The sequence below is a fragment of the Flavobacterium sp. CBA20B-1 genome (assembly GCF_028473145.1).
Lineage (GTDB): Bacteria > Bacteroidota > Bacteroidia > Flavobacteriales > Flavobacteriaceae > Flavobacterium.
Genome location: NZ_CP092370.1, coordinates 418,100 through 440,188 on the forward strand (window position 1 = coordinate 418,100; position 22,089 = coordinate 440,188).

Consider the following 22,089-nt stretch of genomic DNA (forward strand, 5'->3'; position numbering starts at 1 on the left):
CAAAGTTTTTAAGTTTTTACACAAAGTTTACAAAGAGCCGTTTATTACTCTTTTTAAACCATGCTTTAATAATACAACATTAAAGTTTATTAATAATCCAAGTTTGAAATTTCCTAATTTCATATAAGTTAGTGTTTGTGCTAAATGTACATCGTTTAGTGCATCAACACTTTTAATTTCAATAACAAATTTATTTTCAACCAATAAATCCATTCTATACCCGCATTCAAGACGCACATTTTCAAAAACTAAAGGCATTGCTTTTTCTTTTTCAACCCTTATACCTTCTTGTTTTATTTTATAGAATAAACACTCTTTGTAGGCGCTTTCTAACAATCCAGGACCTAAGGCTTTATGAACTTCAATGGCAAAACCAATAACTTTATTAGATAATTCATTTTCAATCATAGTTTTATTTCCTTTGTGTGAAATCTTTGTGCCTTTTGTGGTTAATTTACAATTCGTAAATTATTAATCCATTTCTTAATTTTGGTTCTATGTAAGTACTTTTTGGCGGCATGGTTAAATCGTTATCTGCAAGAGTTTTTATTTCGCTTATTGTTGATGGATATAAAATAAAACCAATTTTAAATTCCCCATTATCTACCTTATTTACCAACTCAATGATATTTTTATTTCCTGGAATGTAACTAATTCTGCTATCGGTTCTTAGATCTTTTATGTTCAACAAAGGGTTTAATATTTTTTTGTATAATATTTGAGCGTCTAATGTATCGATAATGCGTTCGTTTTCAGGAAGTTCTTTTAATGCAAGCGAATAAAATGTGCCTTCTAGATACATTCCAAACGTATATTTTTTGTTAGGTTTCCAAAATTCATGTACTTTTTCAACCTTAAAATCATTTTCCAAAACAGATAAAAATTCGGCAGTTTCCATACCGTTTAAATCATGAACCAAGCGGTTGTATTCATTAATTTGTATCAATTTTTCACAAATTAAATAGCTCATAAAATAATTCATATTATCACTTGCATCAACCCCTTTTTCGTTCAACAATAAATTTGATGTTGCCGAACGATGATGACCATCTGCAATATACAAATTGGGCATTTTTTGGAAACTTTGCTGAATAAAATCTAAGTCACCTTCCGCATCTATTTTCCAAATAATATGTCGCTCACGGTTTGTTGTAGAAAAATCATACAAGGCAGGTTGATTCATTTTTTCGCCTATCCATTGCTCTAGTTCTTCACAATTTGGATACATCATTAAAACCGGTTCGGTATTGAAACGGGTTTCGTTGAAATAATCTTTCAGATTTTCAACGCGGTATTGCAACGTATTTTCGTGTTTTTTAATGATGTTTTCCTTATAATCTTGAAGTGATGTTCCTGCTAAAATACCTACAAAATTATTTTTTTTGGTTTTGATTTGATACAGATACATTGCCGGTTTTTCGTCTTTAATTAAAATGCCGTCTCGCTTAAAATCCTGATACTTTGTTGCAACCATTTTATAACGGCGTATCGGATCGATCTTTTCTTGATTGATAAACGCCAAGTTAACAATGTGAAGAAACGAAAACGGATTAAAATCGAGCCACGAAGCCAGTTCGGCTGCCGAATAATCATCATAAGGACGCGTAGTGACCAACGAAACTTTATCTGCCGCCGGGCGAACTGCTTTAAAAGGAATTATATCTGCCATTTATTTAAAATCAAATTAATATAATTGGAGTTTTTTGTCATTCCGAACTTGTTTAACTTCGTTCAGTCGCAAGCTTGAGTAAGAATCTCATACCAAAAATAATGAGAAGCTGCACTTCGACTTCGTTTAGAGACCAATTCAGCTTGACAAGGTTTTGAAATCATTACAAGATAGATTAAAAAAACAGAAAAGACAATTGAACCGCGTTCAATCGTCTTTAAAAATTAATTTTCTATATGATTATGAAAACATTTTTGCAACTTTCTCTGCTTTTTTGCTTTCAGAATAATCGTAAAAACCTTCACCCGATTTCACGCCTAATTTTCCTGCCATTACCATGTTTACCAATAGCGGACACGGAGCATATTTAGGGTTTTTAAAGCCATCGTACATTACATTTAAAATAGATAAACAAACATCTAACCCAATAAAATCGGCTAATTGTAAGGGTCCCATTGGGTGAGCCATTCCCAATTTCATAACCGTATCAATTTCTTGAACACCTGCAACGCCGTTGTATAATGTTTCGATAGATTCGTTAATCATAGGCATTAAGATACGGTTGGCTACAAATCCTGGATAATCGTTTACTTCGGTTGGTGTTTTTCCTAAAGCCAGTGATAAATCCATTATTTTTTTGGTAACTTCATCGCTGGTGTTGTATCCACGGATAATTTCTACCAATTTCATGATAGGCACCGGATTCATGAAGTGCATACCAATTACGCGTTCCGGATTTTTAACAACCGCTGCAATTTGTGTGATGGAAATAGAAGAAGTGTTTGATGCCAAAATAACATCTTCTCTGCAAACTTCGCTCAATTCTTTAAAGATGTTCAATTTTAGGCTGATGTTTTCTGTAGCCGCTTCCACAACTAAATCTACATTTACAACGCCGTCTTTAACATCGGTATAGGTAATAATATTTTCAATAGTAGCTTTTTTGTCTGCTTCGGTAATTGATCCTTTTGCAATCATGCGGTCTAAATTAGACACAATGGTGTTCATTCCGCGCTCAATTGTTTTGTCCGAAATATCAATTAAACAAACTTTAAATCCTTTTTGTGCAAATGTATGAGCAATTCCGTTACCCATTGTTCCTGCACCAATTACAGCTATATTTTTCATTTTTATGTTTTAATACGAATTTATGCGAATATACTTTATTTAATTTATTTACCGAAACAATTAATGATTCGATGTATGTTAGAATTTAGATTTGAGATAGTTCTGCATGAACAGTAAAACAATCAAAGCAGATAAAATTGTGAATAACCATGCAATCTGCAATGTCAAATTTATCTCCAATAGAATCTATTTGAGCATAAAATGTCATTTTTTTGTCACATTGTTTACAAATAGGATAATCTGAATCCTGTAAATCTTTTGGCTTTCCACCTATGAAATGTCTTTTTCCTACTGTATCATTCCATTCATAACCAATAGCTGCTTGAGCTTCTTCAGTTTCAGGCAACATTACTAATTTAATTTTTGGAATATCCATTATTTATTTACCGAAACAATTAATGATTCGATGTGCAATTCTTAATGCTTCTGTTCCATCTTCTAGGGTTACAATTGGCGTGGTGTTAGTGTTAATGGCATCGGCAAAAGTTTCCAATTCATCTAAAATAGCGTTATTGCTTGGAACAGAAGGATTATCGAAATAAATCTGCTTTTTAACTCCTTCTGCATTTTGAAGAATTAAATCAAAATCGCCTGGAACTTCAGGTGCATCTTTCATTTTTACCACTTCGCATATTTTATCTAAATAATCAACAGAAATATACGCGTCTTTTTGAAAAAATCGAGCTTTACGCATGTTTTTCATTGAAATTCGGCTCGATGTAATGTTTGCAACACAACCGTTTTCAAACTCAATTCGGGCATTGGCAATATCGGGTGAATCGCTAATTACGGCAGTTCCCGTTGCATGAATGTTTTTAACAGGTGATTTTACCACGCTTAAAATGGCATCGATATCATGAATCATTAAATCCAAAACCACAGGAACATCGGTACCACGCGGATTGAATTCTGCCAAACGGTGGGTTTCGATAAACATTGGGTTTTGAATTTTATCTTTCACAGCCATAAATGCCGGATTAAATCGTTCCACATGCCCCACTTGTCCTTTTACATTATATTCTTTTGCTAGTTCAATAATATGTTCGGCTTCTTCCACCGTATTCGAGATGGGTTTTTCCAAAAAAATATGTTTACCTGCTTTAATTGCTTCCACAGCACAATCGTAATGCGAAAGGGTAGGCGTAACAATATCTACCACATCAACCGCTGCAATTAAATCGGTAATCGAATTAAAAGCTTTGTAACCAAATTCTGCCGCTACTTTTGCCGCATTTTCTTTAAAAGGATCATAAAATCCTACCAATTCGTATTTTGAAGATTGATTTAACAATCGCAAATGAATTTTTCCTAAATGACCTGCGCCTAATACGCCAATTTTTAACATACTGAATGTTTTTTGCAAAGTTAAAATATATTTGAAAACCGAAGTGTTTTATTAGCTGAAAGTTACGATGGCGTTAAAAATATTCTGTATAAAAGCTTGCATTAACTTTGAAAATATGTGTAATTTTGAATGTTTAAGAAACTTTTTTAAAACGTGAAAGACACTGCAAAACATCAAGGTTTACGAAATCAACTAATAAAGCTATTAGCTGAAAAAGGCATTTACGACCAAAATGTACTCACGGCAATGAACACCATTCCAAGGCATTTGTTTTTAGAGTCGGGCTTTCATGATTTTGCTTATCAAGATACTGCTTTTCCAATTGGTGCGGGGCAAACTATTTCGCAACCATACACCGTTGCCTTTCAGTCGCAGTTATTGCATGTGAAACCCGATGATAAAATTTTAGAAATTGGTACAGGATCGGGCTATCAAACCGCCGTTTTGTGCAAAATGGGTGCAAAAGTTTTTACGATTGAACGCCAAAATGAATTGTACAGAAAAACATCGGTTTTATTACCAAAATTAGGCTACCGACCACGAGTTGTTTCATTTGGCGACGGATACAAAGGCTTGCCTAAAGATGCACCGTTTGATGGCATTATTGTTACAGCCGGAGCACCTTTTATTCCACAACCGTTAATGGCACAGTTAAAAATAGGAGGCAGGTTGGTTATTCCCGTAGGCGATGAAAAGCAAGTAATGACCTTATTGATAAGAACATCGGAAACGCACTTTGAACAACACGAATTTGGCGATTTTAAGTTTGTGCCGATGTTGGAGGATAAGAATAGGTAGGTTACGAGAACCAACTGATTATTTCAGCCAAACCAACAAAGAAGCAAACCCCAAATATTATAAAAAGTAAAAAACAACCAATTGGAATAAGTTTTTCATAAAAATTAGATTTTGTGGGTTCTATAACTCCCTTACGTTTGCCTTGAAATTTCTCAATATATCCAATTATTGTTGATGAATCTTCATCAATCCAATCTACAAAATGTTCAAAAGGTATTGTTTTATCTTTTGAACTATCTGTAATAGTGTTAATGTTTTTTGAAGCAATCAACATGTACATTGAATAAAGAAGTAAGCCTTCTTTATTAGCTTTGATATAACTTTCATCATTACCACCACCGTATTCAAAAATTCCGAAATAAGCATTTTCCTTTAATTTTTCAGAATCGAATTGATTTATCAATTCTTGAATTTTTTGATCATCCATAAATATAATTGCCTAACGATTATAATATCTAATAATACTATCGCTTTCTGAATTCGTTTTTAATATTATTTTCTGATTTGTTACTGTATCAATTTCAACACAATTCCTTAATCTACCAATATGGCTACAGTTTAAATTATTAAAATCAGTTATATTTTTTTTCTGGTTATTTTTTATATCTAATAAAATTAATTTTTCATTATTTTGATTCTCACTAGTTATATAAAGTAACACTTTTTCGTCTTCATGACAATCAACAAAGATACCTTTTGTTAATGACTTTCCGGTTTTCTTTTCAATTAGTTCTATTTGATGTGGATTACCTGAACCAAATGATTGTACAAAAAGAAAAGACTTTCCAAAATCGGCACCAATATAGCCGAGATTTTTGTGTAGTAAAGGATAATCAATCACATTTAATTCTTTGATTTTAAATGTGTCTCTTTTAAGAGTTAAACTCTGAAGCTTTTGATTTTCAATTGTATCCTCATAAATTTTATATGATAAATAATATCCATCACTTAAAAGAGTGTCGAAATCATAAGGATCATATGAAATTATTTTTTCTTGAAATGAAATATTTACTGAATCAAGTTTTTCTTTATCAGATATATTCTGTTTCTTTTCACAAGAAATACAACATATAAATAATAAAAATGAAAGAAAGTTACTTTTCATAAGTTACGTTTTAATCAAAAATAAAGAAAACTTATTAATATCTTAATGAGCTTTTATATATTTGAGAAAAAAATATGAGAATAAGTTTCTGTCTTTTTCTATTGTCTATTTCTGTTTTGTCTTGTAAAAAAGAAGAATCAGTAATAACTGATATTCCCATATATCCAGATCGTTTCTTTATCGATGAAAATGCTTTTTTTGAACAAATGAGATTTAATGACACTTTAACATGTTACATAATGTTAGATAAGTGTGGTGAATGGGGTGGACCTCAAGAATATTATAAAATTTACCAAACACATAAAGATAGTATATATTTAAAATATTATTGGTTTGATATGGATTGTGAATCAAATAGAATTTGGAGAGATTCAATGAGATTTCATGAGAAATCACCTATTCTTTTAACCCAAAAAGATAAAAAATACCTTTCAGATTTATTTCTTCTTATTATGAAAGGAAAAATAACAGAGAAAGTTGGTAGCAATGCAGGTGATTATGTTCATTTATTTTCCAAAGATTCTACTTTGAATGTTTCTTTTCACACCGATAATGATTTATTTGAAAGAGATTATAAAGGAATAAAAAATCAATTGTTTGAAAATTTTTAACTCTATTAACTATTTAATCAAACAAAAAATCATATCAATTTCCTAATAAGCTTTCTTTAAACGGTCTAAACTAATTTTATTTTCGCGGTCTTTAATGGTTTCGCGTTTATCGTATAGTTTTTTACCTTTTGCCAAAGCAATTTCAACTTTTGCCAAGCCTTTTTCGTTGGTAAACAAACGCAGTGGCACAATGGTTAAACCTTTGTTTTGCACACTTTTATTTAACGATTTTAATTCTTTTTTGTTTAAAAGCAGTTTGCGTTCGCTTTTTGCTTTGTGGTTGTAATGTGTTCCAAACGAATATTCTTCCACATGCGAATTAATCATAAACAATTCACCGTTTTGAAACTCACAAAAACTGTCGGTAATAGAAGCTTTCCCCAAACGAATGGACTTTATTTCGGTTCCTGCCAAAACAATTCCTGCCGTATATTTTTCAATAAACTCAAACTCAAATTTGGCACGTTTGTTTAATATGTTGATATTTTTCTGCATAGTGCAAATGTACTAAAAGTTGGTGTTTTGTAAAACTATTTGTCTTTTTTCCAGATAGAATAAATAATAACGATGCCTAAAATACCGGAAATTAAAAATCCTAATAAGCCTAAAAACGAATTTCCATAGAACAACGGCGGAATATGAGCCATCATTAAAATAGACGAGCCAATTGACAAAGCCGCAATAATTATGGCATACGTTAATCGATTCGATGCATTTTGCAGAGTTTGTCGAACATCTTCTAAGCCCTCCACTTCAAAATTGATTTTTAATTTATCGTCTTTTATTTTCTCTAATAAAACGGTTAAATCATCGGGCAGGTTTTGCATATTTGCTGCCAAAATTTTTAAATGTTTTATTGATTTTTGGGCAATTTGTTTGGGACCGTATTTTTTTAAAGCCAACTCATTTGCATACGGACGCATGCTTTCCATAACGTTTAGCTCGGGGTCTAACTGCTTGCCAATTCCTTCAATGATTGAAATTCCGCGCATCAGCAAATAGATAAATTCTGGCATCAACACATGATTATTTGCCATAATCGATTTTACTTTTGCCACAATATCGTTCACGTTAATCTCGTTCAAAGCGGTGTGTTCCAGCATGTGAAAAATATCGTAGATTTCCCGTTCCAACGTTTTTTCATCCTCAATATGATATTCAATTGCCAAACGCTTGGTAAGACGAATGATTTTTTTGGCATCTTGAATCATAAAACTTTCAATAATTTCTTCTAACAATGCCATATCGCCTTTCATAATCTGACCCATAGAACCAAAATCTATAAAGCAGAATTTTTGGTTGTTCATTATAAACACATTGCCCGGATGCGGATCTGCATGAAAAAAACCGTCTTCTAAAACCATTTTCATAAACAACACAATGCCTGTTTGCGCCACATCCTTTGGCAGCATGCCGTTTTCAATGATTTTTTCTTTATTGTTTACTTTAAAACCATCGACAAATTCCATGGTAAGCATGTTGTTGTTCGATAGTTCTTTATAGGTTTGCGGAACATATACTTCGGTGCGGTTTTCGAAATTTTTGCGAAATTTTTCTATATTATGCAGTTCATTGGTCAGCGATAATTCGCGATACATATTGTTTTCAAACGAATTAATAAGCTGCTTTAAACTCATTTTTCGGGCAGTATCATAATTTTTTTCTAAAATATTTGCCAAATCTTTCATGATCATGATATCCGACCGAATTATTTCTTCGATAGTGGTTCTCTTAACCTTAATCACCACTTTTTCACCGTTAATCAATCGCCCCACATATACTTGCGAAATAGACGCAGATGCAATAGGAGTAGGGTTGATGTACTCAAATTGTTCTTGAGGATCAATTAAAAGTTCGTCTGCCAATTTTTGGAATATATCCATATCTTCAGGCGGCACATTATCTTGCAGTTCGGATAATTCGGCAATCATTTCTGGCGGAAGAATATCTTCGCGGTTGCTGAACATTTGTCCGAGCTTCACATACGTTGGTCCCAATTCTTCCAACACCAAACGCACACGCTTGTAAACGCCGAGTTTAAAAATTTCTTCGCCGCGTTTTGATTTTAGGAAACCTTTGGGCAGAAATTTTTCTGCACTGGTACGCGCAATAATATCATCGAATCCATATTTAGATAAAATACTGATTACGTTGCCAATACGTTTTATTTTTTTGATTTGATTCATAGCTTTTTTGTTGACCAAAAGGTATAAAAAAAGTAGTAAGGTTTTCTTACTACTTTCTTAAAATTTTGATTGATTTAATTTTTTAAAGAAGAATTCGCGTTTTTCACGCTCACCTTTAATTGGTCTTCATCTTTCATTTTATCCATCACTAAAACATCATTTTCGTGAATGTTTCCGTTGATAATTTCTTCAGCCAATAAATCTTCCACATATTTTTGGATGGCACGCTTTAACGGACGCGCTCCATATTGTTTGTCGAAACCTTTTTCGGCGATAAAATCCAAGGCTTCCTGTGTTAATTCTAACTGATAACCTAAAGACATCACACGTAAATATAATTTTTCAATTTCGATATTGATGATTTTATGGATATGCTCTTTTTCTAAAGCGTTGAATACCACTACATCGTCAATCCTATTCAAAAATTCGGGTGCAAATGCTTTTTTCAAGGCATTTTCAATGACCGATTTTGATAAATCTTCTTGTTGGTCTTGTTTGGATTTAGTTCCAAAACCAACGCCTGTTCCAAAATCTTTCAACTGGCGTGCACCTACATTCGAGGTCATAATGATAATGGTATTTCTAAAATCAATCTTTCTACCCAAACTGTCGGTTAAATGTCCGTCGTCTAAAACCTGAAGCAGCATATTAAACACATCTGGATGGGCTTTTTCCACTTCATCTAATAATACCACTGCATAAGGTTTTCTGCGCACCTTTTCGGTTAACTGACCACCTTCTTCGTACCCAACGTAACCCGGAGGTGCACCTACTAAACGAGAAATGGCAAATTTTTCCATGTATTCGCTCATATCGATACGGATTAATGCATCTTCAGAATCGAATATTTCTTTAGCAATTACTTTTGCCAATTGTGTTTTACCAACACCTGTTTGCCCAAGGAAAATAAACGAACCAATTGGTTTGTTAGGATCTTTTAATCCTGCACGGTTTCTTTGGATTGATTTGGCAATTTTTGCAACTGCTTCGTCTTGACCAATAACTTTTCCTTTAATCGCATCGGGTAATTTTGCCAATTTTTTACTTTCGGCTTGTGCAATTTTGTTAACAGGAATACCCGTCATCATTGAAACTACATCGGCCACATGGTCTTCGGTAACAGTAATTTTATTGTTTTTAGAATCTTCTTCCCAACGTTCTTGTGCAACGGCTAAATCTTTTTCAATACGTTTTTCGTCATCGCGCAAAGCTGCAGCTTCTTCGTATTTCTGACGTTTCACAGCATCGGTTTTTTTATCGCGCACTTCTTCTAGGTCTTTTTCCAGACTTAAAATTTCATCGGGAACCTCAATATTGGTTATATGTACCCGCGATCCGGCTTCGTCCAATGCATCAATAGCTTTATCTGGTAAAAAACGATCGCTCATATATCTACTTGTTAATTTCACACAAGCTTCAATAGCTTCGGGTGTGTAAATCACATTGTGATGATCTTCATATTTAGGTTTGATATTGTTTAGAATAGTAACTGTTTCTTCTTCGGTTGTAGGTTCCACAATTACTTTTTGAAAACGACGTTCCAAAGCGCCGTCTTTTTCAATATATTGGCGGTATTCATCTAAGGTGGTTGCACCTACACATTGAATTTCTCCACGCGCCAAAGCAGGTTTAAACATATTCGATGCATCTAATGAACCTGTTGCACCGCCGGCACCAACAATGGTATGAATTTCATCGATAAAAAGAATAATATCATCGTTCTTTTCCAATTCATTCATTACGGCTTTCATACGCTCTTCAAACTGTCCGCGGTATTTTGTACCTGCAACCAAGCTTGCCAAATCTAAAGTTACCACGCGTTTGTTAAACAAAATACGCGATACTTTCTTTTGCGTGATACGCAGCGCCAAACCTTCTGCAATAGCCGATTTACCCACACCAGGTTCTCCGATTAAAAGCGGATTGTTCTTTTTGCGGCGCGATAAAATTTGCGAAACACGCTCTATTTCTTTCTCGCGACCAACCACCGGATCTAGTTTACCAAGTTCAGCCATTTCTGTTAAATCACGACCAAAATTGTCTAAAACCGGAGTTTTAGATTTTTTGCCTGACTTGTTTTGAGCAGTTGGATTATTAAAACCGTCTGACATACTGTCACCTCTTTCTTCATCGTCGAAAGCGCTGTTTCGTGGTTGTTCATTCATAGATTCTGAATTAGATAATAAACCTACAAATTCTTCCTTAGCACTGTCGTAATCTACTTTACAGCGGTTTAAGAGAATAGTGGATGGGTCTTCGGTATTTCGAAGGATCGACATAAGAATATGTCCTGTGTTGATCACATCGGTTTTGTATAATTTTTTTTCCAAAAACGCTCTTTTCAAGGCATTTTCAGCTTGTTTTGTTAAGTGAATATTCTTTTTTTCTGTGTTGATGATTTTATTAGGGTTCTCAGGAATCAACGCTTCAAAGCGGTTTCTAAGAAATTCTAAATCAATTGATAAGTTTTGTAATATCGTGATTGCTTCGCCTTGGCTTTCGCGCAAAATACCAAGCATGATATGCTCTGTACCAATATAATCGTGCCCTAAACGTAAAGCTTCATCTCTACTAAAGGTAATTACTTCCTTTACTCTTGGTGAAAAATTGTCGTCCATTTTTAAATATTTAGGGTTTTTTTAATTAACATATCAAATTTCGTACCGTTACAATTTATATGTCAGTTTGTTTTATTTGACTATAACTAATATATGAAACTATTTTGTATTTTCCTACAATTGTTAAAAGAAAAAAGACAGCTTAGTAGCTATCTTCATTTATAGAGTTAATGATTGATGGTTCAACTGCAGCTTCCGTTGCGGCCTCAGTTGCAACTTCGTCATAGCCTTCTTCATAATATTCCTCAGGTTCGTTCATTGATTTAATTTCCTCATCGGTATATTGATAGTGTATATTAAACTTTTTTGATTTTTTGTCATACACAATCGCATCTTTTCGATAATCGGTCTTCACTATTAATCCACCACAAGAAGCAGGTGTCAATTTTGCTTCGTTTTCATAAATTTTTGAACCTACTTTGAAAGAATTAATGGTTGATAATTCACCAGTATATTTTTTTATGAACAAGCCTTCCCCTTTATGATTGAAAATTACCAACATACTGCTTGTGTAATCATTGTTTTCAAACAAAACCGCTAAATCGTCTTCATCATTGTCGTCATCGGTAAAATCGCCAAACGCATAAACCGATTTTGCCCGATCTGGAATTTTAGTTAAAAAGTAAGTGCCGTCTAAATAACCGTTATGTTCCATAAAGTCATAGATAAATTGCTTATAATGATCCGGAATTTGATCATATTCGGCTACAGAAAATATTTGTTCGTAGGCTGGGGTAGCGGTTTCAACGGGCAATTCTTCCTCATTTTTTGTTGTTGCTTTCCAAAAAATTCCTGCCGAAATAAAAAGCAGTGCTACAATGGCTAAAATGATATAGAGCCCTTTTTTAGATTTTTTTGGCGGCACGGAACCGTACCTTTCCTGTAAATTTTCATTGGTTGTTTCCATTTTTTTCTTTCTAAATTTTATCAAAAATAAAAAATGATTTGATACGAGCGCTATTTTTTTAGAGCAAAAAATAAGCCCGATACAACTATCGGACTTATCTGTATATTTGGTTAGAATAATAATTATCTAAATTATGATAATGCTTCTTTAACGCGATCTGATGCTTCTTGGAATTCGATAGCCGATAAAATTGGCATACCAGATTCATCAATAATTTGTTTAGCTAAATCAGCGTTTGTTCCTTGTAAACGTACAATAATTGGCACATTAATATCGTCGCCCATGTTTTTGTATGCATCAACAATACCTTGAGCTACACGGTCGCAACGAACAATTCCACCAAAAATATTGATTAAGATTGCTTTTACGTTTGGATCTTTTAAAATAATACGGAAAGCGATTTCTACACGTTTTGCATCTGCAGTTCCACCAACGTCTAAGAAGTTTGCTGGTTCAAAACCTGCATACTTAATTAAATCCATTGTAGCCATTGCCAAACCAGCACCGTTTACCATACAACCTACGGTTCCATCTAAATCAACATAGTTTAAACCTGCTTCTTTAGCTTCCACCTCGATTGGACGTTCTTCTGTAGTATCGCGCATTTCTGCATAATCTGCATGGCGGTATAAAGCGTTATCGTCTAAAGTAACTTTTGCATCAACAGCAATGATTTTGTCATCTGAAGATTTTAAAACTGGGTTAATTTCAAACATTGAAGCATCGCAACCTACATAAGCTTTGTACAATGCATCAACAAATTTCACCATTTCTTTAAATGCACCACCAGATAAACCTAAGTTGAATGCAATTTTACGTGCTTGGAATGATTGTAAACCAACCGCTGGATCAATTTCTTCAGTAAAGATTAAATGAGGTGTTTTTTCTGCTACTTCTTCAATATCCATACCTCCTTCGGTAGAATACATAATCATGTTTTTACCAGTACCTCTGTTCAATAAAACAGACATATAGAATTCTGAAGTTTCGCTATCGCCCGGGTAGTAAACATCTTCAGCAATTAATACTTTGTTTACTCTTTTACCTGTTGGAGGTGTTTGTGGAGTAATTAAATCCATGCCAATGATTTGACCTGCAATTTCTTTTACTTGGTCTAAGTTTTTTGCTAACTTAACACCACCACCTTTTCCACGGCCACCAGCATGAATTTGTGCTTTAATAACATGCCAACCTGTACCTGTTTCTTCTGTTAACTGTTTTGCTACTGTTACTGCTTCTTCAGCTGTGTTAGCTACATGACCGCGTTGAACACGTACACCGTAACTAGAAAGTATCTGTTTACCTTGAAATTCGTGTAAATTCATTAATTATACGTTTTTTAGAGTTACAAAAATATAAAACTTGTTTTACATTGCCTAAAAAAAATGAAATATTGTTGTTTTTAGGCTAAAACTTGGGTTTTTATAAAGCCAAATCGGTTGGATCGGCTGATTTGTTGTTTGCAATAGTTTGTTTTTCGCTGTCGTCTTGTTTAAAACCAATTTTGTTGATTGGTGCTTTTTTAGCTTGAAACGATTCTAAATCGGCTTCTAATTCTAATATGCGGTGCGGAAAATCTTGTCCTAAATTTTGTTTTACTTCAATCAGGAAAATTGCGCAACGCTTGATATAATCGGTTGTTAATTTAGCTTTTGCTTCGTTGAATGATGCCATGAGCACTTTATCGCTCAATTCAATATTTTTAGTTTCATCTTTGCGGTGCAAGGCATACAAACGCTTTTTTAATGACTGAGTGAAATCAATAATCATGGTATTTGAAAACAATTTCATTTGGTTTGCCAATGGCTCCCAAAACGATTTGCACAAAGCATTGTGTTTTCTAAGAATGGCCAATAAAGGCGATTCGTCTATTAAATTTTGGGTGAGGTGGTAAATAATGAGTTGGGCGCGCTCGTCTGCATTGGGTGGAAAAATGGGTATTTGCATATCAAACCTTCCGGGTGCCAAAACCTCATCATTAAATAAATTTAAAATTTCTGCCGAGCCCACAATCAGCAACTCTTGATGAATGTTTTTCTGAGAATGACGCAAAATAGAGTTGATTAATTCCATATTTTCAGAAAAAACACTTTGTTCGCCATTTTTGGTAAGCAATTCGTCTAACGAATCGATAAAAAGCATGGTTTTTGGTTGCTGCAATTTAGCATTTAAAAAGTGGGTAAGCGAATTTTTATTGGTTTTTAAATTTCCTGCTAAATAATCTTTGTACACATGCACAAATTCATAACCAATCATTTGTGCTATTTGTTGTGCCCAAAAGATTTTACCACTGCCCGGCGGACCATAAAGCACCATTCCTACAGGTTTTGAAATACCCCACGTTTTTGATTGATCTTTGTTTATAAACGGATCCATCATATCGCTTAGGTAAAAGTATAAATCGGTGTATCCTACCAATCTTTTGGCTGCATAATTCTGGGTTTCCGGAAATGCTTCGTCTATAAACGGGTATTTTCCACCTATATATATATGTATTAAAAAACTAGAGATATGCGTTTTTATGTTTTTTGCCAATTCTTCGGGAATGCCGTTCGATACAAAGAATTGCAATACCAATTGTTCATCAACACCAATGGTTTTTGCTATTTCGGGTAATGTTTTTTCTTTAGAATGATCTTCGGCATATTTCTTCAGAAAATCGATGTTTTTTAAAGTAAATTGTTTGAATTTTTCAGTAACATTGAATTGTTCATCAATACAAAAACTTAAATCTATATTGAAATCGTAAATAAAGTTTTGAAGGCTTTCTAACGATATTTCTAATTCGTTGGATAAATTTTTTAGTTTCATTTTCATCTATTTTGATTACCAAGATACTAACTGATGTTAAAATTTTAAATGAATTTATATTTGTTTTAACTATTTTTTGGTGTTAGTATCGCATCCATTTTTTGAAGAATAGCTTCGTGCGATTCTTTATTGGTGTTCACAAAGGTGCTTTTGTTGCCATATGGTGCATATACTTCGGTTCGCGTTACCGAAAACAAGCCTATTGTGGGGGTTAATGCCGCACTGCTTAAATGCATCATGCCTGAATCGGCTGCAACAATCAATTCGCAATTTGCCATTACCGATGCAATTTCGCGGATATCTTTACTGTAAAATGTGGGGAGTTTTCGTTCCAATTGTGAAATGTTTTCTACAGGTAAAATCTCTATTAAATGATATTCTGCTGCATATTTTGGATAGAATTTTTCATAAAAAGCGTTCCACCATTCCACCGAATAGCATTTAGCGCCTGTTGCAAATGTAAAAAAAGCAATGGTTTTTTTATCTCCACTTTTTGTTACATCGTTTATTTTTAATCGACCTTGGGCAAGTTCATCGGCAGATAGTTTTATATCTAAAACAGGAACAGCGCCGCTAAAAGGTTTTTGATGAAGTATTTCTAAAAATCTACGGAAATTATAAACAGGATATTTGGCAATATGCGCTATATCGTTATAAACACTTTTCAACTCTTCAAAATCATCGCCATAAAATTTAAAGTTTGCCGACGGAATGATGGTTGAAATTCTGCCTGATGACGAACCTTTTTCCACATTAATTACTAAATCATATTTGGTGCGTTTCAATGAAAACCAAACTTTTAAATATTCCGAAAAATCTTTTAAAGGTTTTTTGGGAAGTTCAATAATGTTTTGAACCTGTGGATAATTTTGAAAAATAATGGGCGTTATTTTTCCTTTTACAAATAAATCGATGGTGCAGTTTGGAAAAGTATTGCAAATTTCCTGCACTAAGGGCGTAATTAAAAGCATGTTGCCCAACCGATGATTGGGCCGACTAATTAACACACGCTGCACTTGGAAATTGTTTGCTTTTTTTTGCATTTCGCCGATCGATTTTTTCCCAATGTTTTGGGTTAAAGCGTGCATTAGCTTTCTGCGAACCACATTGGCTTTCGATTTTAAGCTCATTTTATAGCAGTATAGATTAGGTTTATTCTTTATTTTTTGGGTTGAATTCGTTTTCGCGATGGGTGGTGTATAAATAAATATTGGTCATAAAAAACCAGATAAAACCAAATAAAAACCACTTAAGAATATCGGCAGTGCGAACAATTGCTTTGTTATAATCTTGTAATAATTTTAAAATCTGACCATCTGTTTTAATATCGTTAACGGTTTCAGGATAGCCAAAAGTTTCTAATATTGGGGTAGAAGGTACGCACAACCATAAAACCACCGAATAAATACCGAAGAGTATTAATGATAATTTCATTTTGCTAAATGCATCCACATTTTTGCTTCTAAACCGAACAAAATATGCAGTGAGATACATTAAAAATAAAAAAGCTACTACATATATTATAGGTATTTCTTTTAGCATAGTTACAAATTTATAAGTTATACTTTTTTTGCAATTTATTAAAAACCAATTGATCAACCGGCAATGTAAACGGATTATTTCCATCGATTGCAACCCATTCTATCTGCTGAATGTTTTCATCTAAGACTTGCATTTGCTCTATATTTAAAATAGTTGCAAAAAAATAAAGCGTTAACAATTGTTTGTGGTCTTTTGCTAATGAATCTACAAAATTTTCCTGGATATAAAAAGGTTCATTGACATCAATTTTCAAATTGAGCTCTTCTGCAAATTCCCGCTTCAGACAATCTACCGTTCCTTCGCCCAATTCTAAACCGCCACCCGGAAGCTTAGTGACCACTACACCCGAAAAAGGTTCTTTCAATGTTAATAACTTGTTGTTTATAACACACAATGCATATACCCGAATGTTGAATCCTTTTAAATTGCCTTCCATCTTTCAAAATTATTCATATTTAATGAATTTTTTATGATTTTGCTTTTAATTTAGAGCGATTTCACAATAAATAACGACACAAATCATCTGAAAGTATAATTATCGGTTTTAAAGGCGATAATTAAGATTATCGGTTGAATAAGCGATATTTTAAAATATAGGTTAAACAAACGATATTTTTTTTGTATCTTTAACTTTTAATACATTCATATACATGATTGCAATTATAACAGGCGATATCGTTTCATCGCGCACTTTAGACCCCAAAATTTGGCTTCATCACCTTAAGAAAGGTTTAGAAACGCTTGCAGCATCATCCTTTCATTGGGAAATATACCGAGGCGACAGTTTTCAATTTAAAACCACCCCCGAAGATGCTTTATTACACGCCATTTTGTTAAAAACATGGGTTAAACATTTAAAGGAGATAGACGTGCGTTTAAGCATTGGAATTGGAGAACAATCGTTTGAAGGAACAAAAATTACCGAAGCAAACGGTTCTGCTTTTGAGCTTTCGGGCGAAGGTTTTGATGCATTAGACAAGAAAAATTTAACCATAAACACACCCCATAAATCGCTAAACGACACTTTTAGGGTTATGACCGATTTATCTTTGCTGATTATGGATAAATGGTCGGATAAATCGGCCGAAATTATCTATTTAAAACTTAAAAATCCTACTTGGAACCAAACACAAATTGCAGCACAATTGAACAAAAAACAAAGCACGATAAGCGAAGCCTTGAAACGCGGCGGTTTTGAAGAAATTGAACAATTCATAAATTATTATAAACAAACAATGATACATTATGTGGCTACTTTTACTTAAATTTCTGGCAGCTCATTTTCTGGGCGATTTTGTTTTTCAGACCAAAAAAATGGTGCAACACAAAAAGAAAAGCATTTATTTTTTAAGCCATATCGTGATACATACTGCATTGCTCATTGTTTTTTTATGGAACGATGAAATGTGGTGGGCAATAGCTTATGTGGTTGTTTTACATGCAATTACCGATTGGTTGAAATTGCAATTAAGCCATAAAATGAAATCATCTGTTTTGTTTGTATTGGATCAGCTGCTGCATTTTGCTTCGATTACATCGGCATTGATGCTTTTTTCAACATTGCGCATTTCGCTTGATTTTTTAAATAATCCGCAATGATGGTTGGTGTTGGTAGCAATTATTTTAGTAACCCAAGTAACCGCCATTTTTATCCGAATTATTTTATCGCCTTATCAAGAGCACAAGAAAATTAGAAAAGAAGACAAACAAAATGACAAAAAAGTGTTATTCAATGCCGGAAAATACATTGGAATATTAGAGCGATTGTTTATTTTTGGCTTTGTAGTAGCCAACTTTTGGGAAGGAATAGGCTTTTTATTGGCCGCAAAATCCATATTTAGATTTGGTGATTTAAACAATGCCAAAGAACGCCATTTAACCGAGTATGTTTTAATAGGCACTTTTTTAAGCTTTGGTTGCGCCATTTTAGTAGGCTTGATTTTTAATTATGTTTTAATAAATTTAATATGAACAATATAGAAGATTTTCGCGAATACTGTTTATCGTTTAAAGGGGTTACGGAAAAATTTCCGTTCGATGAAACCACACTTGTTTTTTATGTAATGAACAAAATGTTTTGTTTGGTGGATATTGAAACCTTTGAATATTGCAACTTAAAATGCGATCCAGACCAAGCCGAAGAACTGCGTGCAGAGCACAACGGTATTAAACCCGGCTACCACATGAGCAAAAAGCATTGGAACAGCGTGTATTTTAACAGCGATGTTTCTCCCAAATTGCTAAAAGAATTAATTGTAAACTCTTACGATTTAGTGGTTAAAGGATTAACCAAAAAAGATCAAGCTGTTTTGAAGGAGATGTAGTTTCTGTTTAATTTAAGAGATCTCGGTAATTAAATATGTAAACTTTACGGTATCAATCAAATTAGTAATCTTGTATTAGTTTTGAAAATTTAACAAGTAAAAAGTCAAAAAGTATTTGTAAACTGTTTTACATCTTTTTTAGATCAAACTTATAAGCCAAACCAATTTGGAATGCGTGGTTTTTAGCATCAGCCGTCGTTACAGCATTTTATTATTTTGGTAATTTGTCTTCGTTATAAATATTGCTCAGACCAAAATAGTAACGCGCTTCGAAACAAAAGTTTTTAAGAAAAGTATAAGAAGCTCCTGCAGTAAGACCATAATTTGTTTTTTTGAATAATTCCATGTTTTTTTGTTCAGTAGTTTCTGTAATTTGTTCTTCGGTAAAAGGCATGGTGCTTACAATTTCTTCTTTTGATTTAGATTGTATCAATTGGTTTATCTGCAAACCAAGACCAAGTTTTAATTGATCAATTAATTCATATTAAAAAAATGGGTAGCGAAAGATAATCTTGTTTAAATGTACTTTTTTGGTTTTCTACCATTTTACCTTATGCACCCATTTGGTTGTAAATAAGCTCGGGTGTTATGCTAAGATAAAAATTTCTATGCTTCTTTCGCAAATTTCTGTAGATCTTCGTTAGCTCCGTAAATCACAATAATATCGTTTTGCAATAGGATAGTGGTGGGTTCGGGGATTCCCTGAACGCTTGCTACGGTTTTGCTTCGTCCAAGAAAGGTTTTCTCTTGTGTATCGCGAATAATTGTTAGTATCAACACATTGTGGCGTTCGGTGAATTTCACGTCTGCTATTGTTTTTCCAATGTACTTTTGAGGCACAACAATTTCCACAATACTGAAATTTTTGTTTAATTCAAACGAATCTACAACGCCTTTTAAACATAGTTTTTTAGACCAACGCTCGGCGGTTTCTTCTTCCGGACGAACAATTTCGCTTACGCCAATTGCTTGCAATACGTTTTCATGCAAGGGATTAATGGAGCGGCTTATCAATCTTTTAACGCCTAAGTTTTTAAATAGCGCTGTAACCATAATGTTTGCCCCTTCATCTTCACCAATACATACCATCACCACATCGGTGTTTTTTAATGGTAAATGCGATATGGAAGTTTGGTCGGTGGCGTTCATGCAAATCGTGTGCGACAGCTTATCTTTTAATAAAGAAACTCTTTCTGCTCTTGAATCAACTCCAATTACTTCGTTTCCTTGCTGTGTTAATTTTTCGGCTAAAGATCCACCAAAATTTCCTAAACCTATTATTATAAATTTCATTTATTCTACTTTTAATTAATTAATATTTCATCAGAAGGATAATGATAATTTGCTTGCCTGCTTTTCTTGAAAAATGCAATTAAAATGGTAAGCATACTTACCCTTCCTACAAACATAGTGGTGATTAAAACCATTTTGCTTTCACTGCTTAAATTTCCCGTGATACCTAAACTAAGACCTGTGGTGCTATATGCAGAAAAGCTTTCAAAGGCAATGTCTAACAAAGGAATTTCATTATTAAAATGTGAAATTAAGAAAATACTAAAACCTATCGCAATCAATGATAAACTCATTACGGCAAATGCCCTACGAACTGAAATATCTGCGATTTCGCGTCTGAAAGCTTCTATTTTGGTTTTTCCTTTTGCCAAACTAAAATAATTCAATGTGGCAATTGCAAAGGTGCTGGTTTTTATACCACCACCTGTTGAAGCTGGCGATGCACCAATCCACATAAGAAAGATAATGATAATGATTGATGAAAAATGCAGTTCACTAAAATCTATGGAGTTGAAGCCTGCAGTCCGCGGTGTGGTAGCTGTGAACAAAGCCGTAACCACCTTTCCAACGCCTGTATGCATATGCAATACATTGTAATATTCTTTAATATAAATCACTGCGGTTCCCAGAACAATTAAAATTAAAGAAGTGCGCAAATTAATTTTGTTACTAAGGGTTAAAATCCATGGGCGGTAGTTGTTTCTTTTCTCTGTGAATCTTAAGATGTATCGAATGATTAAATGCTTTAGATATCTAATGGAATTGATAACAATTGGAAATCCTAATCCACCGAAAACAAAAATAAGAATGATGATGAATTGCAAGGAATAATTATATACATATCCGGTTTCCATTAAACCATTTGGCAAGGTTGAAAAACCAGCGTTGCAGAAAGCTGAAACCGCATGAAAAATAGAAAAATAGATGCGATCGCCCAATGCAGGCAAAATGGTTTTATCTAAATTTATAAATATAAGTAATGCACCAATGGTTTCAATAAAAAAAGTAATGGCTAAAATGCGCTTCACAGTGGTAAAAACTTCGCCTATTTTTTCTGAATTGGTCATATCGCTCAAAGCCAATTGATTTTCGTAGGTTGATCCACCTTTAAAAAAATAGCTGAAATAGCTGGCAAATGTCAAAATTCCCAAACCGCCAGCCTGAATTAAGAGTAAAATAAGCGTTTTCCCAAACAAGGTGAAGTAACTGCTGGTATCAACCACGATTAATCCGGTAACACAAACGGCACTTGTAGAGGTGAATAATGCATCGATAAAACTGATGCCGTTGGTAGTAGCTTTTGGCAACATCAATAACAAAGCTCCCGACAAAATTAGCATCATAAAGCTAATAATGAAAAGCTGTGCCGGATTAAGCAAAGAGCGTTTATAGCTGATTTTTGCGCGGGTAAATTCGCGAACAAGTTTTAAAATTACTGCTAAGCGCAACCAATGTGTGGTGTCTGAAAAACCTTCTAGCGAAATTTGTTTTAGTAAGCAATATACCACAAAAAGCACGCTGAGTACATCAAAAATAAAAACCGATAAAATGATATCTTTACGGTGGTAATAATACTTTAAAATGGTAAAGCTCACCCCAATCACAAGCACCAAGATATACAATACCAAAATGCTGTTTTTTGCAAACGGATACAAGCTGTAACCATAATCTAAAATAAGACTAACAAGCGCCGCTAAGTGTAAAAATACTATAAATTGCTGTATCCATTTTGCATATAAAAAATCTTTCATG

25 protein-coding genes are annotated in these 22,089 nt (G+C 33.7%); 6 read left to right on the top strand and 19 right to left on the bottom strand.

The window, feature by feature from the left end; translation table 11 throughout:
• Nucleotides 1-27: 27 nt before the first annotated feature.
• The 5 genes from MG290_RS02145 to MG290_RS02165 all read right to left on the bottom strand — a co-directional run bounded on the left by MG290_RS02145 (nucleotide 28) and on the right by MG290_RS02165 (nucleotide 4,142).
• Nucleotides 28-408: a GxxExxY protein gene (locus tag MG290_RS02145; RefSeq protein WP_264562276.1), complete on the bottom strand. Its 381-nt coding sequence runs from the start codon at nucleotides 406-408 to the stop codon at nucleotides 28-30.
• Nucleotides 409-454: 46 nt separating this feature from the next.
• The gene (locus MG290_RS02150) at nucleotides 455-1,669 is read right to left on the bottom strand and encodes a DUF1015 domain-containing protein (protein WP_264562277.1); all 1,215 of its coding nucleotides are present in this window, start codon (nucleotides 1,667-1,669) and stop codon (nucleotides 455-457) included.
• Nucleotides 1,670-1,909: 240 nt separating this feature from the next.
• Nucleotides 1,910-2,797, bottom strand: coding sequence for a 3-hydroxyacyl-CoA dehydrogenase family protein (locus MG290_RS02155; protein ID WP_264562278.1), 888 nt, complete (start codon nucleotides 2,795-2,797; stop codon nucleotides 1,910-1,912).
• An 85-nt stretch (nucleotides 2,798-2,882) separates the two neighbouring features.
• Nucleotides 2,883-3,173, bottom strand: a complete 291-nt coding sequence (locus tag MG290_RS02160) for a hypothetical protein (RefSeq protein WP_264562279.1) — start codon at nucleotides 3,171-3,173, stop codon at nucleotides 2,883-2,885.
• Nucleotides 3,174-3,176: 3 nt separating this feature from the next.
• Nucleotides 3,177-4,142 (bottom strand): Gfo/Idh/MocA family protein, encoded by a 966-nt coding sequence (locus tag MG290_RS02165; RefSeq protein WP_264562280.1) that lies wholly within the window; start codon nucleotides 4,140-4,142, stop codon nucleotides 3,177-3,179.
• 153 nt (nucleotides 4,143-4,295) lie between these two features.
• Between MG290_RS02165 and MG290_RS02170 the strand changes: the two genes are divergently transcribed.
• A complete protein-coding gene (locus tag MG290_RS02170; protein ID WP_264562281.1) occupies nucleotides 4,296-4,940 on the top strand; it encodes a protein-L-isoaspartate(D-aspartate) O-methyltransferase in 645 nt (214 codons plus the stop codon).
• A 1-nt stretch (nucleotide 4,941) separates the two neighbouring features.
• Here MG290_RS02170 and MG290_RS02175 read toward each other — a convergent pair whose 3' ends face one another.
• Complete coding sequence (locus MG290_RS02175) at nucleotides 4,942-5,367, bottom strand: hypothetical protein (protein ID WP_264562282.1); 426 nt, start codon at nucleotides 5,365-5,367, stop codon at nucleotides 4,942-4,944.
• Nucleotides 5,368-5,379: 12 nt separating this feature from the next.
• Nucleotides 5,380-6,045, bottom strand: coding sequence for a hypothetical protein (locus MG290_RS02180; protein WP_264562283.1), 666 nt, complete (start codon nucleotides 6,043-6,045; stop codon nucleotides 5,380-5,382).
• Nucleotides 6,046-6,119: 74 nt separating this feature from the next.
• Here MG290_RS02180 and MG290_RS02185 point away from each other — a divergent pair, with 74 nt between their 5' ends.
• Nucleotides 6,120-6,656, top strand: coding sequence for a hypothetical protein (locus MG290_RS02185; protein WP_264562284.1), 537 nt, complete (start codon nucleotides 6,120-6,122; stop codon nucleotides 6,654-6,656).
• Between the two features lie 42 nt (nucleotides 6,657-6,698).
• Here MG290_RS02185 and smpB read toward each other — a convergent pair whose 3' ends face one another.
• The 9 genes from smpB to MG290_RS02230 form a co-directional block, all read right to left on the bottom strand.
• On the bottom strand, nucleotides 6,699-7,151 hold the full coding sequence (gene smpB, locus MG290_RS02190; protein WP_264562285.1) for an SsrA-binding protein SmpB: 453 nt from the start codon (nucleotides 7,149-7,151) through the stop codon (nucleotides 6,699-6,701).
• A gap of 35 nt (nucleotides 7,152-7,186) precedes the next feature.
• Nucleotides 7,187-8,842 (bottom strand): ABC1 kinase family protein, encoded by a 1,656-nt coding sequence (locus MG290_RS02195; RefSeq protein ID WP_264562286.1) that lies wholly within the window; start codon nucleotides 8,840-8,842, stop codon nucleotides 7,187-7,189.
• A 74-nt stretch (nucleotides 8,843-8,916) separates the two neighbouring features.
• The gene (locus MG290_RS02200) at nucleotides 8,917-11,460 is read right to left on the bottom strand and encodes an ATP-dependent Clp protease ATP-binding subunit (protein WP_264562287.1); all 2,544 of its coding nucleotides are present in this window, start codon (nucleotides 11,458-11,460) and stop codon (nucleotides 8,917-8,919) included.
• Nucleotides 11,461-11,602: 142 nt separating this feature from the next.
• Nucleotides 11,603-12,367: a hypothetical protein gene (locus MG290_RS02205; RefSeq protein ID WP_264562288.1), complete on the bottom strand. Its 765-nt coding sequence runs from the start codon at nucleotides 12,365-12,367 to the stop codon at nucleotides 11,603-11,605.
• 131 nt (nucleotides 12,368-12,498) lie between these two features.
• Complete coding sequence (sucC, locus tag MG290_RS02210) at nucleotides 12,499-13,692, bottom strand: ADP-forming succinate--CoA ligase subunit beta (RefSeq protein ID WP_264562289.1); 1,194 nt, start codon at nucleotides 13,690-13,692, stop codon at nucleotides 12,499-12,501.
• Nucleotides 13,693-13,789: 97 nt separating this feature from the next.
• On the bottom strand, nucleotides 13,790-15,178 hold the full coding sequence (locus tag MG290_RS02215; protein ID WP_264562290.1) for an AAA family ATPase: 1,389 nt from the start codon (nucleotides 15,176-15,178) through the stop codon (nucleotides 13,790-13,792).
• A 65-nt stretch (nucleotides 15,179-15,243) separates the two neighbouring features.
• On the bottom strand, nucleotides 15,244-16,308 hold the full coding sequence (locus MG290_RS02220; protein ID WP_264562291.1) for a glycosyltransferase family 9 protein: 1,065 nt from the start codon (nucleotides 16,306-16,308) through the stop codon (nucleotides 15,244-15,246).
• A gap of 22 nt (nucleotides 16,309-16,330) precedes the next feature.
• On the bottom strand, nucleotides 16,331-16,720 hold the full coding sequence (locus tag MG290_RS02225) for a hypothetical protein (protein WP_257498886.1): 390 nt from the start codon (nucleotides 16,718-16,720) through the stop codon (nucleotides 16,331-16,333).
• 10 nt (nucleotides 16,721-16,730) lie between these two features.
• Entirely contained in the window at nucleotides 16,731-17,156 is a 426-nt protein-coding gene (locus tag MG290_RS02230; protein WP_264562292.1) for an NUDIX domain-containing protein, read from the bottom strand.
• A gap of 214 nt (nucleotides 17,157-17,370) precedes the next feature.
• On the opposite strand from MG290_RS02230, the gene MG290_RS02235 reads away from it, so the two are divergent.
• Genes MG290_RS02235 through MG290_RS02250 form a run of 4 tightly spaced genes read left to right on the top strand, consistent with a single transcriptional unit; the run spans nucleotide 17,371 to nucleotide 19,044 of the window.
• Nucleotides 17,371-17,985 carry a SatD family protein gene (locus tag MG290_RS02235; RefSeq protein ID WP_264562293.1) on the top strand — a complete coding sequence of 205 codons (615 nt, stop codon included), beginning with the start codon at nucleotides 17,371-17,373 and terminating at the stop codon, nucleotides 17,983-17,985.
• 49 nt (nucleotides 17,986-18,034) lie between these two features.
• Nucleotides 18,035-18,319 carry a DUF3307 domain-containing protein gene (locus tag MG290_RS02240; RefSeq protein ID WP_264562294.1) on the top strand — a complete coding sequence of 95 codons (285 nt, stop codon included), beginning with the start codon at nucleotides 18,035-18,037 and terminating at the stop codon, nucleotides 18,317-18,319.
• Nucleotides 18,320-18,325: 6 nt separating this feature from the next.
• Nucleotides 18,326-18,691: a hypothetical protein gene (locus MG290_RS02245; RefSeq protein ID WP_264562295.1), complete on the top strand. Its 366-nt coding sequence runs from the start codon at nucleotides 18,326-18,328 to the stop codon at nucleotides 18,689-18,691.
• A complete protein-coding gene (locus MG290_RS02250; protein WP_264562296.1) occupies nucleotides 18,688-19,044 on the top strand; it encodes an MmcQ/YjbR family DNA-binding protein in 357 nt (118 codons plus the stop codon). The genes MG290_RS02245 and MG290_RS02250 overlap by 4 nt, the downstream gene beginning before the upstream one ends.
• A 211-nt stretch (nucleotides 19,045-19,255) precedes the next feature.
• On the opposite strand, the gene MG290_RS02255 is transcribed toward MG290_RS02250, so the two are convergent.
• The 3 genes from MG290_RS02255 to MG290_RS02265 form a co-directional block, all read right to left on the bottom strand.
• Entirely contained in the window at nucleotides 19,256-19,519 is a 264-nt protein-coding gene (locus MG290_RS02255) for a PorT family protein (protein ID WP_264563171.1), read from the bottom strand.
• A 131-nt stretch (nucleotides 19,520-19,650) separates the two neighbouring features.
• Nucleotides 19,651-20,337: a potassium channel family protein gene (locus tag MG290_RS02260; RefSeq protein ID WP_264562297.1), complete on the bottom strand. Its 687-nt coding sequence runs from the start codon at nucleotides 20,335-20,337 to the stop codon at nucleotides 19,651-19,653.
• A gap of 11 nt (nucleotides 20,338-20,348) precedes the next feature.
• Nucleotides 20,349-22,088 carry a TrkH family potassium uptake protein gene (locus tag MG290_RS02265; RefSeq protein ID WP_264562298.1) on the bottom strand — a complete coding sequence of 580 codons (1,740 nt, stop codon included), beginning with the start codon at nucleotides 22,086-22,088 and terminating at the stop codon, nucleotides 20,349-20,351.
• Nucleotide 22,089: the final 1 nt, after the last annotated feature.

What these genes read in the sequence shown, in the direction of transcription:
- MG290_RS02235 (WP_264562293.1), top strand. Translation starts at nt 17,371, where the DNA reads ATGATTGCAATTATAACAGGCGATATCGTTTCATCGCGCACTTTAGAC.
- sucC (WP_264562289.1), bottom strand. Translation starts at nt 13,692, where the DNA reads ATGAATTTACACGAATTTCAAGGTAAACAGATACTTTCTAGTTACGGT.
- MG290_RS02180 (WP_264562283.1), bottom strand. Translation starts at nt 6,045, where the DNA reads ATGAAAAGTAACTTTCTTTCATTTTTATTATTTATATGTTGTATTTCT.
- smpB (WP_264562285.1), bottom strand. Translation starts at nt 7,151, where the DNA reads ATGCAGAAAAATATCAACATATTAAACAAACGTGCCAAATTTGAGTTT.
- MG290_RS02150 (WP_264562277.1), bottom strand. Translation starts at nt 1,669, where the DNA reads ATGGCAGATATAATTCCTTTTAAAGCAGTTCGCCCGGCGGCAGATAAA.
- MG290_RS02225 (WP_257498886.1), bottom strand. Translation starts at nt 16,720, where the DNA reads ATGCTAAAAGAAATACCTATAATATATGTAGTAGCTTTTTTATTTTTA.
- MG290_RS02175 (WP_264562282.1), bottom strand. Translation starts at nt 5,367, where the DNA reads ATGGATGATCAAAAAATTCAAGAATTGATAAATCAATTCGATTCTGAA.
- MG290_RS02260 (WP_264562297.1), bottom strand. Translation starts at nt 20,337, where the DNA reads ATGAAATTTATAATAATAGGTTTAGGAAATTTTGGTGGATCTTTAGCC.
- MG290_RS02250 (WP_264562296.1), top strand. Translation starts at nt 18,688, where the DNA reads ATGAACAATATAGAAGATTTTCGCGAATACTGTTTATCGTTTAAAGGG.
- MG290_RS02155 (WP_264562278.1), bottom strand. Translation starts at nt 2,797, where the DNA reads ATGAAAAATATAGCTGTAATTGGTGCAGGAACAATGGGTAACGGAATT.
- MG290_RS02265 (WP_264562298.1), bottom strand. Translation starts at nt 22,088, where the DNA reads ATGAAAGATTTTTTATATGCAAAATGGATACAGCAATTTATAGTATTT.
- MG290_RS02145 (WP_264562276.1), bottom strand. Translation starts at nt 408, where the DNA reads ATGATTGAAAATGAATTATCTAATAAAGTTATTGGTTTTGCCATTGAA.
- MG290_RS02220 (WP_264562291.1), bottom strand. Translation starts at nt 16,308, where the DNA reads ATGAGCTTAAAATCGAAAGCCAATGTGGTTCGCAGAAAGCTAATGCAC.
- MG290_RS02165 (WP_264562280.1), bottom strand. Translation starts at nt 4,142, where the DNA reads ATGTTAAAAATTGGCGTATTAGGCGCAGGTCATTTAGGAAAAATTCAT.
- MG290_RS02230 (WP_264562292.1), bottom strand. Translation starts at nt 17,156, where the DNA reads ATGGAAGGCAATTTAAAAGGATTCAACATTCGGGTATATGCATTGTGT.
- MG290_RS02215 (WP_264562290.1), bottom strand. Translation starts at nt 15,178, where the DNA reads ATGAAACTAAAAAATTTATCCAACGAATTAGAAATATCGTTAGAAAGC.
- MG290_RS02240 (WP_264562294.1), top strand. Translation starts at nt 18,035, where the DNA reads ATGGTGCAACACAAAAAGAAAAGCATTTATTTTTTAAGCCATATCGTG.
- MG290_RS02195 (WP_264562286.1), bottom strand. Translation starts at nt 8,842, where the DNA reads ATGAATCAAATCAAAAAAATAAAACGTATTGGCAACGTAATCAGTATT.
- MG290_RS02185 (WP_264562284.1), top strand. Translation starts at nt 6,120, where the DNA reads ATGAGAATAAGTTTCTGTCTTTTTCTATTGTCTATTTCTGTTTTGTCT.
- MG290_RS02160 (WP_264562279.1), bottom strand. Translation starts at nt 3,173, where the DNA reads ATGGATATTCCAAAAATTAAATTAGTAATGTTGCCTGAAACTGAAGAA.
- MG290_RS02205 (WP_264562288.1), bottom strand. Translation starts at nt 12,367, where the DNA reads ATGGAAACAACCAATGAAAATTTACAGGAAAGGTACGGTTCCGTGCCG.
- MG290_RS02200 (WP_264562287.1), bottom strand. Translation starts at nt 11,460, where the DNA reads ATGGACGACAATTTTTCACCAAGAGTAAAGGAAGTAATTACCTTTAGT.